An 18,396-nucleotide genomic window follows, 5' to 3' on the forward strand; every position below is an offset into this window, starting at 1 on the left:
TTTTATTCTTAGAGATTATTATGCCAAAATAAGCATTTTAATGGGTTGGCATAGAAAAAAAGCCCCGAAAATCGAGGCTTTATTATATTTTAAGAATTTTAGATTAAGCTTTTGCTCCTCTTTCAACTCTTTTTCTTTCTTCTTCAGAAAGGATTTTCTTTCTCATACGGATGAAGTTTGGAGTTACCTCGATCGCTTCATCACCCTGGATGTATTCCATACACTCTTCAAGAGAGAATAAGATTTTTGGAGCAACACCTGTATCTTTATCTTTTCCTGAAGCTCTCATGTTGTTCAACTGTTTCGCTTCTACGATGTTTACTACCAAATCTCCTGGTTTGTTTTGTTCACCAATGATCATTCCTGTATAGATTTCCTCACCCGGATCAACAAAGAACTTACCTCTGTCCTGTAATTTAGCAATAGAATATTCTGTAGCAGGACCTGTAGTTTTGCTGATCAAAACACCATTATTTCTTCCAGGGATAGTTCCTTTGAAAGGCTTATATTCTGTGAAACGGTGTGCCATAATAGCTTCACCAGCAGTAGCAGTTAACATCTGAGAACGTAGTCCGATCAAACCTCTTGAAGGAATTTCGAACTCCATGTGCTGCATTTCACCTTTAGTTTCCATGATATGAAGGTCACCTTTTCTCTGAGTTGCCAAGTCGATAACTCTTGAAGCAAATTCTTCAGGAACATCAACAACCAAAGATTCGTAAGGCTCACATTTTTCACCATCAATTTCTTTGAAGATAACCTGCGGCTGACCAATGGTCATTTCGTACCCTTCTCTTCTCATTGTTTCGATCAAAACCGATAAGTGAAGAATACCTCTACCAAATACCAAGAACGTGTTTGCATCATCAGTCTGCTGAACTCTTAATGCAAGGTTTTTCTCTAATTCTTTTGTCAATCTTTCTTTCAGGTGGTTAGAAGTAACATATTTACCGTCTTTACCGAAGAAAGGTGAATTGTTGATAGAGAACGTCATGTTCAGCGTAGGCTCATCAATTGCTGTTCTTTCCAATGGTTCAGGATTTTCAAGATCAACGAAAGAATCACCAATCTGGAAAGCATCAAAACCTACTACAGCACAGATATCTCCTGCTTTTACTTCAGTTACTTTTTTCTTTCCTAATCCTTCGAAAACGTAAAGTTCTTTTACTTTTCCTTTTACAATTTTACCATCTGCCTGAGCAAGACCGATCCACTGAGATTCTTTGATCTCTCCTCTTGTTACTTTCCCGATTGCAATTCTTCCTAAGAAAGAAGAGAAGTCAAGAGAAGTAATCTGCATCTGAAGGTTTCCTTCCGTTATTTTCGGTTCAGGAACATATTGTAAAATACCATCTAATAATGGTAAGATATCTTCAGTTTGTTCTAATGAAGTATTGAACCATCCTTGTTTTGAAGATCCGTAGAATGTAGGGAAATCCAATTGCTCTTCTGTAGCCTCAAGGTTGAAGAACAAGTCGAATACTTTATCATGAACTTCGTCCGGACGACAGTTTGGTTTATCTACTTTATTGATAACCACTAATGGTCTCAATCCTAGTTCCAATGCTTTCTGTAGTACAAATCTTGTTTGTGGCATTGGTCCTTCAAACGCATCCACTAACAAAATAACCCCATCAGCCATTTTCAATACTCTTTCTACTTCTCCACCAAAATCGGCGTGACCAGGAGTATCAATTACGTTAATTTTTGTGTCTTTATAAGTAACAGAAATATTCTTGGATAAGATTGTGATCCCTCTTTCTCTTTCAAGATCGTTGTTATCCATAATTAACTCCCCACTCTCCTGATTTTCTCTGAAAATGTTGGTAGCGTGAATGATCTTGTCAACCAAAGTCGTCTTTCCGTGGTCAACGTGTGCGATAATCGCAATATTTCTAATGTTTTGCATAAAAGATTTTTACGGGTGCAAAAGTAGTGAATTTTAATGAAAAAATATTTAGTTATACAAATATTTAATATTTTGTTTAAAATACTTATTGACAGGATAATAAAAAAAGAGTGTTCAAAAAACACTCTTTAAACTATTATGCACATATTATTATTTCGCAAGGATCTACTGCAGGCGGTTCTCCACAAATAATGTCGAACTCACCACAATTGCTGGAGAATCCTGTTCCCCAACCCCATTTCACGATACATGTATTGGGATCCTTACACTTTACCATTCCTTTTGCAATTCCTCCCTGAACTGATTTCATCTCTGTTCTGGAAATTTTTCTAAGATTTCTCATGTTGTTTTGTTTATTTGTTATTAGCCTGATAAAAATATAAAAAAAACACACACAAAAATATATTATTAAAACATTTAACATTTACAATTTCAATATCTTATCAATCTGTAAAACACAACCAGATCAATTAAGACAACAAGGATAAATTTCATGAGAAAGGATTTTTTGGAAACTTTATGATTGAAGAGAATCATTCCGGAAGCGGCTCCAATAATTCCGCCTAGCAGAGAAATTCCAAGAAGTGTATTTTCTGATATTCGCCATTGATTTTTTTTGGCTTGCCATTTATCAAAACCAAAAATACAAAATGTAATAAGGTTGATTATCAAAAGAAAAGGAATCATACTCAATTATTTTGATGCAAAAATAAAGCTTAATCTTAATATGATCTTAATGTTTTAAATTTGCCTTCCATAAAAATAAATGAATGACAGTACACGATCTGGTGGGAATCTACTCTATCGAAGGAAGTAATCAGGAAGAGTCTTCCCTGCCAACTTATCATGGTATATTGACTTTATCAATTGATGAAAACAACCGAATTACTGCCCAATGGATGATTGGTGACCATCAGCAAAACGGTACAGGGTTTTACAAAGACCATATTTTAGTAATCAACTTCCACTATGAAGGCGAAGATCATACAATCTATAAAGGAGTTGCGGTATACCGTTGTCTGAGTAATGATATTCTGGATGGATTCTGGTCTGAGAAACATGGCAACCCATTGTATCTTGGAAGTGAATATTGTGTGAGAATTCAGCATTCAAAGATTTTGAACTGATTTCTTTTATCACAAAGACGAAAAACGATTTTAAAAATAAAAAGAGCTGCCTTGATGAAGACAGCTCTCATTAGTTATTAAAGTTTAAATAACTTATTTTTTAGCTTTTACGTCGATAGCAATCTCGATATCTTTGCTGATCATCCATTCTGCAGGATCTGCTTCAGAAGTACCGAATTTAAGCCCCCAATCTGCTCTGTTTACAGTAAATTTAGCCTGAATAGCTGCTGAGTTTTCAGCAACGTCTACTTTAGCAGGGAAAGTAACATTCATTGTTTTTCCTGATAATGTAAGGTTTCCGCTTACTGTTTTATTAGCTCCTGCTACAGCATCTTTTGGTACTTCTTTCAAATCTGTAACACTTGTAATTTTGAAATCTGAAGTAGGGTTTTTCGCTACATCAAAGAAATCAGGGTTTTTCAAGTGAGCTTCAAGATCTGCAGGTTTTTTATCTTTTTCTGTTACTGAAGCCGGATCTACTTTGATAGAGTTCATATCGATCACAAAGTTTCCTGCTGCAACTTGTCCTCCATCAATACTAAGATCTCCAGACTTTACGGTAAGAGTCCCCCAACGTGGAGCCATACCTCCTTTGTGGAAAGCTTTCCAGTTTACTACTGAACCTACTGTATCTACTGCAAGAGTTTCACCTTTGCTTTCTGCAACGGTTTGTTCCTGAGCGGTAGCTGCAGTCTCTGCCGTTTTTCCTTTATCACATGATGCCAAAAGCAATCCTACTCCTACTAATGCAATTACGCTAATTTTTTTCATATTGAACTGTTTTAAAAAAGTTTATTGAAATTTTGTTGTTTTCGGGTACAAAAATAGAAAAACCTGCTTTGCATCATCTTAACATATATCAAGAAATGACTTTTTTTGTTTTTTTATTGTTGGTGTTAATTTAAAATTCTCAGTTTTCTTGATGGAAATGTATAAAATTATTAAATTTTTCAATACAAAGAACTGTAAAATACACTTATAGCATTTACTTAAGTCTTAGCTTTATTGTTTTATAATTTTCATTATTCCAGATCACAATAAAAATGTAATTTTGGCGCTTTGTAGGAAAAACGCAAATTTTAATGGAATATGTCAAAAAAACTAATAACACTCTTCGCAATAAGCGCCATCTATTGCCTTAATGCACAAACCAAGGCTGAAGAAGCCCTTAAAACATTTGAACAAAAATATCCTCAGGAAAAAATACATCTATTACTGGACAAAAGCAGTTATACAGCAGGGGAAAACCTATGGTTCAAGTCTTTTGTATTTGATGGCTATACTACATCTACCATTTCCACTACTCTATTTGTAGAGCTGTATGACAGCAATAAAAATCAGATCAGTAAAAAATTAATTCCATTAATTAACGGAGAAGGAAGCGGTAACATTTCTCTTACAGGTTCTTTAAAAGAGGATGTTTACTATATCAGGGCTTATACCAGCTGGATGGCCAATTTTAATGAGGATTTCCAACTTATAAAGCCTATTGCTGTTTATAATCCTTCGTCTCCTGAGAAATTAATAGCCAATCCAACTTCCTGGGTTGCTTCAGCATATCCGGAAAGTGGAAGTTTCATAGACGGAATCAATACAAAAGTAGCAGTACGACTACAAGCCAACGGAACAACACCTTCTGATTGGGAAGGATATGTCATAGACTCTGATAATCCAGATACAAAAATCACAACATTTAAAGGGTTTGATCAAAATATCGGAGTATTTAATATCATTCCTAAAACCGGAAAGAAATACCAAGTGATTGTTCAGGATAAGAGCGGACAAAAACAAAATATTGTACTCCCTGACGTTTCAGCATCTGGAATAAATCTGCAAGTCGTAAGTGATAAAGACCATGTAAAATATATGGTGAAGTCCAAAAACTTGTCTCAGGATTCGCAATATTATACTGTTTTGGGAACCATCAATAATCAGCTTGTTTATAAGGCTAAGATTAACAAAATCAATAATGAAAATCAATATTCCATCTCCAACAGCCAGCTTGTGAATGGGATTCTGCAGCTTACTGTTTTTGATGATAAAGAAAATGTAGTTTCCAACAGACTTGCTTTTGTACAGCCCCAATTATTACAATTCAAGCAGCCTTCGCTGCAATCAGTTTCGTTAAAAGATACGCCACGCGGAAAAAACTCATTTGATATTCCTAAAGATGCCAATTACTCCAATTATACGGTTTTAGTACTTGATGCCGATACCAAGAGTTCGGAAGAAGATCAAAGTTTATTAAGCTCTTTATGGCTCACCGGAGATATCACTTCATCCATCACCAATCCGGCTCAGTACTTTACGAAAAACCGAAATACAGAAGCATTGGACGCCCTTTTAATTTCAGAAAAATGGAAACGTTTTGAGTGGAAATCTATTATGACAGGAAATTATCCGATGATCAAGTATCAACCGGAAAGTTATCTTTCATATAAAGGAAAGGTAAATATTCAAGGGAAACCTGCTCCTAATACGGAAGTAAACTTAATTTTCGGTTCAGAACCAGGTTCCAGAATGTCTCAGATAAAATCGGATAACAATGGATTTCTAACACTGAACAATCTTGTTTTTGAGGATTCTATGAAATTTTTTTACCAGCTAAATTCAGAACCGAAGGATCTCAATAATAATTATTCTGTTTATTTCCAGCCTACGTCCAATTTTGTCCCTTACAAAAAGAGTCTTCCTACAAGTTCTTACAAACTGGTTCAGCGCCCGGCTGATGATAAGCCTTCTAATGAGGTCAGCCGATCACTTACAGCACTTAATGCTCAGAAAGTTATCAGTGGGAATATCACCAATATTGAAGAAATAAAATTAAAAGGAGAGGTAAAAAATAAGACAAAAAAATTAAATGATGAATTAAGCAGTCCCGGATTCAAAAGCGTTAATGAACAGGTTTTTGATTTTGTAAACGACTCATCAATTATGACTTCAACCAATGTCCTGAAATGGCTACAGGGAAGAGTCGCCGGCTTGACTGTTCAAATGCAGCGAGGAAGCTACACAGCTTCTCTAAGAGGGGCACAAGTGGGTATCTATCTTGATGAAATGCTTGTTGATCCAAGTCAGGTAGAAAATATATCCACTTCAGACATTGCTATAATAAAGGTTATTAAAGGATTTTTCGCAGGTGGTTTTGGTGGTGGTGGTAATGGAGCAATCGCTATTTATAGCCGTCGAGGGGCCTCTCCCGATAAAATTGTATCATCCAAATTAAGACAAATTACCTTAACCGGATATGACAAAGAATTTCCATTTGAAAGTCCTGATTATGGAACCGGAAACTTTAAAGATGTTACACAGGATACCCGAAGCGTTCTTTACTGGAATTCTTTTCTTGAAGCACAGCCTGAGGAGCTATCAAGAGTGCAATTTTACAACAATGATGACGCAAAGAAGTACAGAATCATTATAATGGGATATGATAAAAACAATGATACTCCACTTTATTATAATGAAGTTATGCCTTAATTGATTTAAAACTAACCATACAGCCCGATTGCTATACCATGTAATTGGGCTTTTTTTATATCCATACTTCCGTTTTTCTCATTCCAAAACCTTATTTTAGCTATCCGAAAACAGAACAATGACGACCGTAGAATTTATACAGAAACAGCTCAATATTTCTGAAAAGAGCATCAACAATACTTTACAATTATTAGCAGAAGACTGCACTATTCCTTTTATTTCCCGTTACCGAAAAGATAAAACCGGAAATCTTGATGAAATACAGATTGAACAGATTTCAAAGATCAGCAAGCAGTTTGAAGACATTATCAAGAGAAAAGAATCTATTTTAAAATCGATAGAAGAACAGAATGCTTTGACTCCTGAGCTTCAACAAAGAATTGAAGACAGCTTCGATATTCAGGAACTGGAAGACCTTTATCTTCCTTTCAAAAAACGTAAAAAAACAAAAGCTGATGCAGCGAAGGAAAAAGGATTGGAACCTTTAGCCAGGATCATTATGAGCCAGAAAAATAATGACATTCAGTTTTTGGCTTCAAAATATCTTAACAATGAAGTTGCCTCCGAGGAAGAAGCGCTTCAGGGAGCGAGAGACATCATGGCAGAATGGATTAACGAAAATATGTACGTCCGTAAGAACCTCAGAAGGCTTTTTCAACGCAAGGCAATGGTTACCTCAAAGGTTGTAAAGGCTAAAAAAGATGAAGAAGACGCACAGAAATTCTCTCAATATTTTGAATGGGAGGAAAGTCTTAGCAGAACTCCTTCTCACAGGCTTCTGGCTATGTTAAGAGCGGAAGCCGAAGGTTTTGTAAAAACAAATGTAGGAATAGATAAAGAAGAGGCTATTGATTTCATTGAAAAGGCCATCATTAAATCCAATAATGAAAGTTCGGATCAAATTGCAGTGGCTATAAAAGACAGCTACAAAAGGCTTCTGGAGCCTGCTATTTCAAACGAAGCCCTTCAGGAAGCCAAAGAAAAAGCAGACAAAAAAGCGATTGAAATTTTCTCAGAAAACTTAAGCCAGCTTCTTCTTGCACCGCCTTTGGGAGAAAAAAGAATTTTAGCAATAGATCCGGGATACAGAAGCGGATGTAAAGTAGTATGTCTGGATGAAAAGGGAGATTTACTCCACAACGAAACCCTCTACCCTCATGCTCCACAGAATGAAAGCGGAATGGCCATGAAAAAGATCCGTTCCATGGTGAATGCTTATAATATTGAAGCCATTTCTATTGGTAACGGAACCGCAAGCCGAGAAACAGAGTTCTTCATTAAAAAGATTGCTTTTGATAAACCTTTGCAGGTGTTTGTGGTATCAGAAGCAGGAGCATCTGTCTATTCTGCAAGTAAAATTGCAAGAGAAGAGTTTCCGACATATGATGTGACGGTTCGTGGAGCAGTTTCTATCGGCAGAAGGCTTTCTGACCCGTTAGCAGAATTGGTGAAAATTGATGCCAAGTCTATTGGTGTCGGACAGTATCAGCATGATGTAGATCAGACTCAATTAAAAAATGAGCTGGATTCTACGGTGATGAAATGTGTAAATTCTGTTGGAATTAATCTCAATACAGCAAGCAAATCACTGCTAAGTTATGTTTCCGGAATTGGAGAGAAGATGGCTGAAAACATCGTTAATTACCGTGCTGAAAACGGAGCTTTTGAAGACAGAAAACAGCTTAAAAAAGTTCCAAGGCTTGGAGAAAAAGCTTTCCAACAGGCAGCTGCTTTTGTGAGAATTGCTAATGCTAAAAATCCACTGGATAATTCTGCAGTACATCCTGAAGCTTACGGAATTGTAGAAAAAATGGCAAAAGATTTAGGTATTAAAACCGATGAACTGATCGCCAATAAAGATAAAATAGCCATGGTAAAACCAGAAAGCTATATCACAGGGGAAATCGGAATTTTAGGAATTAAAGATATTTTAAAAGAACTTGAGAAACCTGGATTGGATCCAAGAAAAGCTGCAAAAGTATTTGAATTCGATCCAAACGTTAAAAGCATTAAAGACCTGAAAGCAGGCATGATTCTTCCGGGAATTGTCAATAACATTACAGCTTTTGGATGTTTTGTAGATCTTGGAATCAAAGAAAGCGGGCTGGTTCACATTTCCCAGCTGAAAGACGGATTTGTATCAGACGTGAATGAAGTGGTAAAACTTCATCAGCACGTTCGTGTAAAGGTAACGGAAGTAGATGAGGCAAGAAAAAGAGTACAACTGAGCATGATTTTGTAATTTTTTATTTGAAGACTAAATACAAAAATATTTATTTTGAACACAAAAAACTTAATTTTCGATCTTGACGGAACTTTATGGGATTCCAGAGCAACGATCATTAAAATATAGAATGAAATCCTGATTAAACATCAGTTGATCCAAAAAGAACTGAAACACGACGATATGGATCAGTATATGGGATTATTGGCTCATGATATTGTAAAAGATATTATTCCGGGTATTTCAGATCTGCAGGCTAAGGAACTGCTTTCTGAAATTGTTGCCAAAGAAAATGAAATACTGCATATACAGGGCGGAATTTTATATGAGGATGTGGAAAAAACTTTAAGAAGTCTGGCCAGCACTCACTCTCTTTTCATTGTAAGCAACTGCCAGAATGGCTATATTGAATCATTTTTAGATTATTATCAATTCAATGATCTGTTTGTCGATTTTGAATCTCATGGGAGAACCCAAAAACCAAAATCTGAAAATATACAGCTCCTCATGGAAAGAAATCATTTGACCATTGAAGATTCTGTATACATTGGCGATACTCTAACTGATTATGATTCCGCAAAGGCTAATGGATTGCCTTTTATCTTCTGTAAATACGGATTCGGAAAACTCTCTGATTCCTTTTATGAGCCCTCAATTCTTGCATTTTCAGACTTGAGAACTCTTATTTCTGATGTTACAAATTAGGGTATCAGAATATTTTATAATACACATTAAAGCTGTATTAAGCGGATGAGAAATATCATTTGTAAAATCACAAACACGTTCATGTAAAGATAACGGAAGTAGTTGAAGTAAGAAAAAGAGTGCAGCTAAAAATAACTTTCTAAGTAACATAACAATCCCTGAATCTTCAGGGATTGTTATGTTACTTTATACTTTATAAAAATGATTCTATAATTTAGCTATACTAAATCTGAAAAATGCTGGATTCCATGAAACAGTATTTCCATTACTTTGCTGACCTTGAATCGTTATTATATCACCTGATACCAAATGATGAACCCCTACTATATTTACTAATGTATTATTTGCAACTGCTGCTGGAGCCTGCATCACTTGTATTTGTGTACTTCCTTTATATATATAAATTACAACTCCATTATTAGTAATAGACCCTCCTGGAAATCCTAATTGTGCCTGTATCAAATAATCTCCATCCTGATTAACTGTGATCTGATCATTGGTTGTGTCAACTCCTCCCCAAGTATTCTGCTCAATTTGGTCAAATTTCAATTTTTGCGCAGAATTATTTGGGAAAGACATTGCTTCTGCTGATTTTACAGTAGCGACCACAGGAACTACATTTGAGGTTACCCAAGTAGGTGAAGATGCATTTCCTTGTGAAGTCAGTATCTGTCCTGAAGTTCCAGCATTTCCATTAGGCTTTAATGTTCCACTGAACTGGACATTTCCTACAACATCTATTTTTTCCGTAGGAACAGTTTTTCCCACTCCCACATTACCTGTATTGGTTACAGTAAAATCATTAAGCTGCTGAGCCGCTGTTGGAGCTCCGGTAGCAGGATTATCTTTAGCTCCATCTACATGCAGAGTCCCTTGTGGATTTGTGGTATTAATTCCCACCTGTGAAAATCCCAGAATCGAAAATGAGATTGCTGTTAAAATAATAAGTTTCTTTTTCATCGTATTAAAAATTTTAATTATTTGTTAAATCACCAGATAACATCTTTATTCATACATTAAAAATCAATAATAATATTTGATAATTATCTTGGAGCAAAAATATTTCCTTCTGATCAGATTAAACAAAAAATGACATATCACAATCGTATCTCACGCTATTAACAATCTAATTATCAGTATTTTAAATTTCATAAAACCAAATAAATTCAAGATAAACATATCCAAAGTATCCATTTTTTACTGTAAACCGAATCTATTAAGATGTATTTTCTATAGTAAAATTTCAAAGTTGCAATTAAAATAATTTCTTAAATTAAACACTGATAAACAAAATACCATTAAGAGCTTTTAACCTCCCTACAGGTAAAATAAATTTTTCATCAATAATTGAATAAGGGATGAATGAGGGAGAGAATAGGGAGGCAAAAGCCATTATATTAATTCATTAATATTTGGAGTATTCTGCAATATAGTACAAGTTGGAATATATACCATTTGTAATATCATTACTTAAAGTTATTGTAAATCCTGGGGCAGTATCAATATCAATAGACATTGTTCCACCTGCAGGATTATTTGTTGTACACACATTATTTCCGTTACCCCCTATAGCACTACAAGCTAATACACTATTTTTCTTCACCAATATCCCTGTGATAGCAGCCTTCCCTTGTGAATTAAATAAAGCTACGGTTACACTTTTTAAATAAGGATATCCTGCAGGTGCTGTTGTTGCTGGAATAGTTTGTACTTTATTCCAATGAGCTCCAAGGATTTCTCCTCTCACAACAGTGGTACTGCTTTCTGATGCTGGAACCTTAACCATATTACCATCTGAGTCTACTGCTATTGGGTCAACTCCCGAAGCCCCCAAAGGAATATTTCGTACACGAAGCTCACCATTAATATCTAATTTTTTAGTTGGTGTAATTATTCCAATACCTACATTTCCATTAGCGATAACTACAAAGTCATTAGCCTGCTGAGCTGCTGTGGGAACGCCTGAACTTACATTATCTTTAGCTCCATCTACATGAAGTATAGCTTGTGGATTTGGAGTGTTCACTCCTATTTGGGAGAATATTAACAATGGGCTGAACACTGATAATAAAATCGCTAATCTGTTTTTTTTCATCCTTGTTGTTTTTTTCATCTTTGTTTTATTTAAATGTTTATACTTTCATTGGTTTCATATATTATTATTAACTACAAGCTTGTTTCATGAACAATGTATAATTATTTACAGAAGACTAATATCAATTCACAAAAGTTATATTGAAATTTTCTCTGCGCAAAACTATTTTCTTTCATTAGTTTAAACAAAAAACCAGATATCACACTCATATCACAACCATACAAATCACTGAAAATAAACAAATTAAAATAAAACCACTTTTTTTTAAAAAAACTTGCATCTGTAATAGCTCTTCAAAAATAAAGCTGCAGAATCAATACTAAAAGTAAGTGACGATTTCATCGTCTCCAATTAAATTTCAAAAACAGAATTTGAGCTATTAAAATTGCTGAAGTTGCAAAAATTAATTCTGGAAAAGTAAGTAACATTATGATCTCAATAATAAAGTTATCGTCAAACGCTCTTTTAACATTTAATTTTCTATCCAGAAATTGAAAATAAATAAGAAAATGATTAAGTACATATTTTATTTATACTTAGCAAAACCAGAATTAATTCATGTGTCTTTCAAACAAAACGCCTGAGATATACACTATCTCAGGCTTAACAAAACATTAAAAATCATTTATTTATAAACTATCAATCCACTTATAAATATCTTTTCCTGGAGGAATATTTAATTTCTTCCGCATTCTATTCTTTCTAATCTGAACAGCCCCTGTTGTAACATTATTATATGTGGCAATTTCCTTTGTACTAAAGTTAAGTTTTAAATAAGCACAAAACCTGAGTTCAGAATTAATAAGACTAGGGTGAATCTGTAGAAGTTTTTCACAAAGCTCAGGATACATCTCTTTAAATCTCAAAACAAATAATTCTATTACTTTTACCTAAAATTATAAGCTCTTCTTTAGCCTCATACAAACTTATGTCCTGATGTTTATTAATCTGCTGAAGATCTGCAATAGTATTATTCTTTTTATTTAATCTCCATATTCTTTCTATAGCAATTCCTGCAACCACAGCTCCCAACAATAGACCATACCAAATTTCTTTATCCTTAAAATCGGTTTTATAAGGTCCCTTATCAGCAGAGCATCTTTCTTTGTTTTTCCTTTTCACTATTTCCATCCTTTTTTATGTTTTTGTAATTGAGAAATCAAGTAGCTAAAAATCATATCTGATATTTTTGTGCAGTAAATTTATTTTTTTTCATAAATTCTGACGAAAAATATACTATCACACAGGTATCTATAAGAACACAACATGTTAAAAATCAACAAATTATTTAATTATTAAAATAATGATACCCATTGAAGCTGATAAGAATAGAAGGAAAATTGTATTAACTGTTTTTTTATGCTATTAAAAATAATATTTCTGTAAATTCCACTTCTTTTATTAAACCTTGAAAAACTAAAACAGTTTATACAAAAGAGCGTAGATTGAATAACAAATAAATATAAATCAAATACTTACAACCCATCCATCCACAGATAGATATCCTCATCAGAAGGGATGTTTAATTTTTTTCGGAGCCTGTTTTTTCTAATCTGAACAGCTCTGGGAGTAACCCCAATGAATGTAGCAATTTCTTTTGTAGTGAAATTAAGTTTTAAATAAGCACAAAATGCAATTTCAGAATTCACCAGATTAGGCTGAATTTGTATAAGCTTTTCATTGAGTTCAGGATATGCTTCTTTGAATTTCATCGTAATTTCAGGCGCATCTTTTTTGGCTAAAACGATAAGTTCTTCTCTGGCCTTATCCAACCTTGTATCTTGAAGCTTATTAATCTGGTTTTCTTTCAGATCAATAATACTATTTTTTCTTTTCTTTATTCTTTTTATTCCGATTATAGCAATTCCTATAATAGCTGCTAAAAATAAGAGTCCAAATACCAACTTGCGATTTAGGCTCTTATTTTTTGAACTTGTAATCTCATCAGAAATTCTATCAGCAGAAATTTGTATCCCCATAATACTAGCTTTAGCCAAACTATCTTTGACACTTACATATTTGTTTATATAGAATAGTTCATCTTCATTTCTTTTTAATGCACGGTAATTATCTGCCAACAATTTATATATAAATATTCTATTTTCAACATTCCTTTTATTTTTTGCAAGAGACAAAACTTTAAAGCTATACTCTAATGATTCTTCATATTTTTTTTGGCTATATAAAATCTCAGCCTTTTGACTAAAACCTGAACATATAAAATTATCAAAAGGATTTGCCTTAGCTATCTTAAGAAGCTGTTCATTATAATATGATGCCGAGTCAAGCCTTTTTCCACTGTATAAATAATAGTTGGCCAAATTAAAATACAGGACCGTTTTAGACATATGGTGAGGTCCATGATAGTTTTTATGTATTACCTTTACTTTATTAAGATAATAAATGACACTATCTGGTTTGTAATTTTCGTAACATGCTGAAAGTTGAACATTTGCATAAGACAACATTTCGAGTTTTTCATTCTGGGAACTTCCTAAATCGGCAATGGTCAGTTCTTTTTTAAACTCTGCTATTGCCTGCCTCCTAAAGCCTAAGGCTAGATAATTTCTTCCGGCAAGATCTGTCAATTTGAACCTAAAATCTAAATTTTCTGCAATATAATTACTATAATCCTTTACTAATTTATTGATATAGACAAAACTTTCCGAATAATTCCCGGCATTACACAGCCCGAGCGCTATCCAAAGATTGCTTTTTGCAATTCCTTCTTTATCCCCTATATTCTCCGAATATAATAAGGCTTTTTTACTCCAAAATATAGCTTGGGCAGGATTTTGAGAATCGGATGCTTTTTTAGCTAAGTTTAACAAAGAGTCAACTTCCTTGGTATTTCCCGAGGCAGCTTTGATGTTCGAAGTTAAAAAAAATATAAAAACCGGAATAAATACTATTTTCAATATTATATTCCATGTTTTTTTTTCCATCCAAGTATATTTATTGCAAAAATAACTTATTTTTCATTTTTTTTATAATTAATAGAATTTTATCTAATAATATCTATAAAAACATCCCTATTTCCGCAATAAAATCCTTTATTTATAATCTTTAGAACTCCTTCTAGGCTCTTTTACTTCCGGCCATTTTACGGCCTCACCTTTTTCATCCTGAGGCATTACCCTCTTTTCCCTGTTGCTGAATTCAGGATCTTCGGAAGCCATATAAGCTAATGCCGCAGTTAAAATCACATTATTCTTCACTTCATCAAAAACGATCTTATCATAAGTATCTTTCGTTGTATGCCATGTATATCCGAAGTAACCCCAGTTCAGAGACCCTAAAGAAATTCCGGGAACTCCTGCTGCTACAAATGAAGCATGATCAGAACCTCCACCGCCAGGCATTCCAGGGAAATCTGTTTTAATATGGCTTCTTACCGCTTTTGGAACACCATCCAGCCATCTTCCCACATAATCATAAGCTTTTACAAACCCCTGTCCGCTGATGTTGACAACACGTCCTGTTCCGTTATCCTGATTAAATGCAGCCTGCACTCCTTTAATAATCTGAGGATTATCTGCCACAAAACCTCTTGAACCGTTTAATCCCTGCTCTTCGCTTCCCCAAAGTCCGATTACAATCGTTCTCTTGTTATTTGGATAATATTTTTTCAGAATTCTCATGGTTTCCAGCATGGTGATCGTTCCTGTTCCATTATCTGTAGCCCCCTGAGCTCCGTCCCATGAATCAAGGTGAGCAGAAAGAATCACATATTCATCAGGTTTTTCTTTTCCTTTAATCATTCCGATCGTATTAAAGCTTTTGGCTTCAGGAAGTATTTTTGACTGAGCATCAATTTTTATTTTAGGCTGAATCCCTTTTTCTGCCATTCTGTAAAGCATTCCATAATCTTCCACATCAATATCAATCATTGGAATTTTGCTTGTTTTGGCACCAAAAATTCTGTTAGCCCCCATGATTCCTGTCCAATTTGAAATGGCAACTCCTGCTGCCCCTGCTTTCTCCAAAGCATCTGGAAGACTGTTATTGTCATATCCAATATTCTTGATATAAGCAGCAAAATCTTTGGCAGCCTGTTCTTTTTCTGCTTTAAGTTTTTCATAGAGTTCCGGAGTAGCAAATTCTTTGATCTGCTCATCAGAACGCCCAATTTTCTGATATTGAGCCATGAGTACTATTTTTCCTTTTGCAGAAGGAAGCCATTGATCAAATTCTGCTTTAGAAGCTACTTTCGGAAGAATAATCACTTCTGCTTCAATTGCTTTCTTTGTAGCAGGGCTCCATGCAAGCTGCGTTGCAGAAAGAGATTTCACACGCGGATACGTCATATCTACATGAGTAGTACCTCTCTGCCAGCCCTTCCATGTCCCAAACTGTTGAAGATTGGCATCTACTCCCCATGAACGAAGTTTATTGGCACTCCACTCGTTGGCAGCGAGCATTTCAGGAGTTCCTACAAGACGAGGTCCAATCCCGTCAAGCAGTTCAGACGCCAGGTTTTCCAGCTGGGAGTTATTATTTACTTCATCTACAAAACTTTTTACGATAGGGTTAATCCTTTCTTTTGGGTCAACCTTTACCTGAGCCCATGAAAACTGGGCAGCCAGCACTACTGCAGGCACTGCAAAAAATCTATTTATCCTCATACTATTTATTGATTGCTTTAAAGATAAAGGAAATTAGGGAGATGAAGAAAAAATGAACTTAGAAAAGCCCTTTTTTAGATATATTATCAACTTTTTCATATGAGCAAAGAAAAAAAGACCATCAATGTGACAGTCTTTCATATAATTTATAAATACAGTAGTCTTATTCTATTGAAAAACACCCGTGTTTAATTTTAAAACTTTGAATTATAGCAAAATACCTCTTTAAACCAAGAGTTTTTAACCTATTTAATTTCAAATTCAGGGCATAAAAAAGCCGGCTTTAAAAGCCGGCTAAAAGTGAATTATTTTTTAGCTTCTTCTACAGAAACTTTTCTGAAGTCTTTGAACAATTTGCTTAGTTCTAAAGCTGCTTTACGAGCTCTTGTACCAGCTGCTTTGTTACCTTTTTCTGCTTGTTGGTTTGCCTCAGTTGTGAACGCTTCAAATTCTGCGTTGATTTTTTCAATTAGTTCTTTCATTTATTTAAAAATTTAGGCTGCAAATATAGGTTTTATGGTGATTCCAGCCTAATTGTGCTGAAAAAAAATAATGGATTTAATCATTTTTTTTGAGTCTTTCTTAAATTCAATTTATTTTTTAAAATAAAATCGAATTTTTACAGTAAATCAGCCATGTATTTGGAGATTACATAGATGACAAATTAATATTTAAATAAATCATTCAAAATCAATAAGAATCAAAGAAAAATTAAGAATCGCTTTGCTTTAAAAATAATAATTCCTTTACCCTCCTGCCTGCATTTTCCAATAAAACAATGCTTTCGGAGGTAATACGTTCTGCAAAAACAATCCGGAAATGATAATGATACTTATTCGTGAATGAAAACGTATCTCCGGGAGTAAATAAAATCTGGTGCCTTTCACAATATTCATAGAATTTATTCATATCCGTATGTCCGGGAAGCTGTCCCCAAATGCTGTAACCGCCCTGAGGTCTGTGAAAATAAGAACCTTCAGGAAATGAATTCCTTAAAGCTTCCAATACCTGTAGCGCCTGCTGATTGAGTTTCTTACGGAATGTCCGAAGATGTCTTTCATAGCTGTTTCCCTGCAGTAATTTCAGAACCAATTCCTGATAAACAGGAGAAACCGTACGTCCCAATGCAAACCTGACTCTTTCAGATTTCCCATAAAAACCTCCAGCATAAAGCCAGCCTAAACGTATTCCTGGTGCCAATGTCTTTGAAAATGATGAATAGGTCATCACAATACCTTTTTTATCAAAGCTTTTTATACAATGTGGTCTTTGTTCTTCAAAATAAAGGTCGGAATACATATCATTTTCAATAATGCATAGCTTATGCATTTCTGCAATATTCAGAATTTCTTTTTTTGTTTCATCGTTCATCATAATTCCCGTAGGGTTATGAAAGTTCGGAGTAATAACAAGTGCCTGGATATTATTTTCTTCACAGGCTGCTCTGAAATATTCCGTATCAAAACCATTTCTGTAATGTATAGGAATTTCTATTACTTTCAGTTCCAGATGCGCCATTACTTCAAGAACTGAGAACACGCACGGGCTGTCTACAGCAATTACATCTCCAGCTTTTGTAACCGATTTCAAAGCTATTGTAAGTGCCTGTAAAGCACCGTCTGTAATAATAATCTCATCAGGATTCATTGTACAGCCATAAATCCCCATTTGTTTTGCGATATGTTTCCTTAATGCTTCCAGACCGTTTGAAGGATAATATCTCAGCAATGATGCACCTTTTTCACGAATCACCTGCTGCATGGTTCTCAGAATAAGCTTTTGCGGAATCAGCAGATCTCCAGGCATCGCTGTATTGAAAGAACTGGACTCTGAGGTTCTTTTGGAAGTAAGCATCATATTTTTCATAAATACTTCATCCCGCATTACTACAGGATGTTTGGCTCTCTCCTCGGGAATATTTTCTTCCTGAATTGCTGCTACAAAGTAACCGGATCGCGGACTGCTCACAATTAATCCTTTAATCATAAGATATTCAAATCCGCTTTGTACAGAACTTGTACTCAACTGGTATTTTTCTTTTATTTCCCGAACAGATGGAAGCCTATCTCTTTCCTGTAAAACTCCACTCCGGATCTGTTTTTCAATTACTGTTGTAAAAATTTCATATTTATAAGGTCTCATCATGTCTGTTGACTGTACTGAACAAATTTACAAAAACATACATCTGTACCGATGATATTTCAGCGAACTGTATCCTTTTTGAATGGATT

At 34.6% G+C, this 18,396-nt stretch carries 15 protein-coding genes; 4 read left to right on the plus strand and 11 right to left on the minus strand.

Annotation, left to right across the window (positions count from 1 at the left end):
- Positions 1 to 103: 103 nt before the first annotated feature.
- The 3 genes from typA to LKL37_RS07850 all read right to left on the minus strand — a co-directional run bounded on the left by typA (position 104) and on the right by LKL37_RS07850 (position 2,596).
- The gene (typA, locus tag LKL37_RS07840; protein ID WP_431609995.1) at positions 104 to 1,909 is read right to left on the minus strand and encodes a translational GTPase TypA; all 1,806 of its coding nucleotides are present in this window, start codon (positions 1,907 to 1,909) and stop codon (positions 104 to 106) included.
- A gap of 136 nt (positions 1,910 to 2,045) precedes the next feature.
- A complete protein-coding gene (locus tag LKL37_RS07845) occupies positions 2,046 to 2,252 on the minus strand; it encodes a bacteriocin-like protein (RefSeq protein ID WP_431609996.1) in 207 nt (68 codons plus the stop codon).
- A gap of 89 nt (positions 2,253 to 2,341) precedes the next feature.
- Positions 2,342 to 2,596, minus strand: coding sequence for a DUF1294 domain-containing protein (locus LKL37_RS07850; protein ID WP_431609997.1), 255 nt, complete (start codon positions 2,594 to 2,596; stop codon positions 2,342 to 2,344).
- Between the two features lie 83 nt (positions 2,597 to 2,679).
- Here LKL37_RS07850 and LKL37_RS07855 point away from each other — a divergent pair, with 83 nt between their 5' ends.
- Positions 2,680 to 3,036 carry a hypothetical protein gene (locus LKL37_RS07855; protein ID WP_431609998.1) on the plus strand — a complete coding sequence of 119 codons (357 nt, stop codon included), beginning with the start codon at positions 2,680 to 2,682 and terminating at the stop codon, positions 3,034 to 3,036.
- A 93-nt stretch (positions 3,037 to 3,129) separates the two neighbouring features.
- On the opposite strand, the gene LKL37_RS07860 is transcribed toward LKL37_RS07855, so the two are convergent.
- Entirely contained in the window at positions 3,130 to 3,807 is a 678-nt protein-coding gene (locus LKL37_RS07860; RefSeq protein WP_431609999.1) for a YceI family protein, read from the minus strand.
- Positions 3,808 to 4,125: 318 nt separating this feature from the next.
- Between LKL37_RS07860 and LKL37_RS07865 the strand changes: the two genes are divergently transcribed.
- From LKL37_RS07865 to LKL37_RS07875, 3 genes are all read left to right on the plus strand, one after another.
- Entirely contained in the window at positions 4,126 to 6,516 is a 2,391-nt protein-coding gene (locus LKL37_RS07865) for a hypothetical protein (protein ID WP_431610000.1), read from the plus strand.
- Positions 6,517 to 6,634: 118 nt separating this feature from the next.
- Entirely contained in the window at positions 6,635 to 8,758 is a 2,124-nt protein-coding gene (locus tag LKL37_RS07870; protein WP_431610001.1) for a Tex family protein, read from the plus strand.
- A gap of 135 nt (positions 8,759 to 8,893) precedes the next feature.
- On the plus strand, positions 8,894 to 9,445 hold the full coding sequence (locus tag LKL37_RS07875) for an HAD family hydrolase (RefSeq protein WP_431610002.1): 552 nt from the start codon (positions 8,894 to 8,896) through the stop codon (positions 9,443 to 9,445).
- Between the two features lie 207 nt (positions 9,446 to 9,652).
- On the opposite strand, the gene LKL37_RS07880 is transcribed toward LKL37_RS07875, so the two are convergent.
- From LKL37_RS07880 to LKL37_RS07910, 7 genes are all read right to left on the minus strand, one after another.
- The gene (locus LKL37_RS07880) at positions 9,653 to 10,405 is read right to left on the minus strand and encodes a hypothetical protein (RefSeq protein WP_431610003.1); all 753 of its coding nucleotides are present in this window, start codon (positions 10,403 to 10,405) and stop codon (positions 9,653 to 9,655) included.
- A 445-nt stretch (positions 10,406 to 10,850) separates the two neighbouring features.
- Positions 10,851 to 11,471, minus strand: a complete 621-nt coding sequence (locus tag LKL37_RS07885) for a hypothetical protein (protein ID WP_431610004.1) — start codon at positions 11,469 to 11,471, stop codon at positions 10,851 to 10,853.
- A 924-nt stretch (positions 11,472 to 12,395) separates the two neighbouring features.
- Positions 12,396 to 12,671, minus strand: a complete 276-nt coding sequence (locus LKL37_RS07890) for a hypothetical protein (RefSeq protein ID WP_431610005.1) — start codon at positions 12,669 to 12,671, stop codon at positions 12,396 to 12,398.
- Positions 12,672 to 13,015: 344 nt separating this feature from the next.
- A complete protein-coding gene (locus LKL37_RS07895) occupies positions 13,016 to 14,485 on the minus strand; it encodes a hypothetical protein (protein ID WP_431610006.1) in 1,470 nt (489 codons plus the stop codon).
- A gap of 108 nt (positions 14,486 to 14,593) precedes the next feature.
- On the minus strand, positions 14,594 to 16,165 hold the full coding sequence (locus tag LKL37_RS07900) for a M28 family peptidase (RefSeq protein ID WP_431610007.1): 1,572 nt from the start codon (positions 16,163 to 16,165) through the stop codon (positions 14,594 to 14,596).
- A 305-nt stretch (positions 16,166 to 16,470) separates the two neighbouring features.
- Complete coding sequence (locus LKL37_RS07905; RefSeq protein ID WP_047377485.1) at positions 16,471 to 16,647, minus strand: histone H1; 177 nt, start codon at positions 16,645 to 16,647, stop codon at positions 16,471 to 16,473.
- A gap of 229 nt (positions 16,648 to 16,876) precedes the next feature.
- Positions 16,877 to 18,310 carry a PLP-dependent aminotransferase family protein gene (locus tag LKL37_RS07910; RefSeq protein WP_431610008.1) on the minus strand — a complete coding sequence of 478 codons (1,434 nt, stop codon included), beginning with the start codon at positions 18,308 to 18,310 and terminating at the stop codon, positions 16,877 to 16,879.
- Positions 18,311 to 18,396: the final 86 nt, after the last annotated feature.

Source organism: Chryseobacterium sp. 'Rf worker isolate 10', from assembly GCF_050753305.1.
In the GTDB taxonomy this organism is placed as follows: Bacteria; Bacteroidota; Bacteroidia; order Flavobacteriales; family Weeksellaceae; genus Chryseobacterium.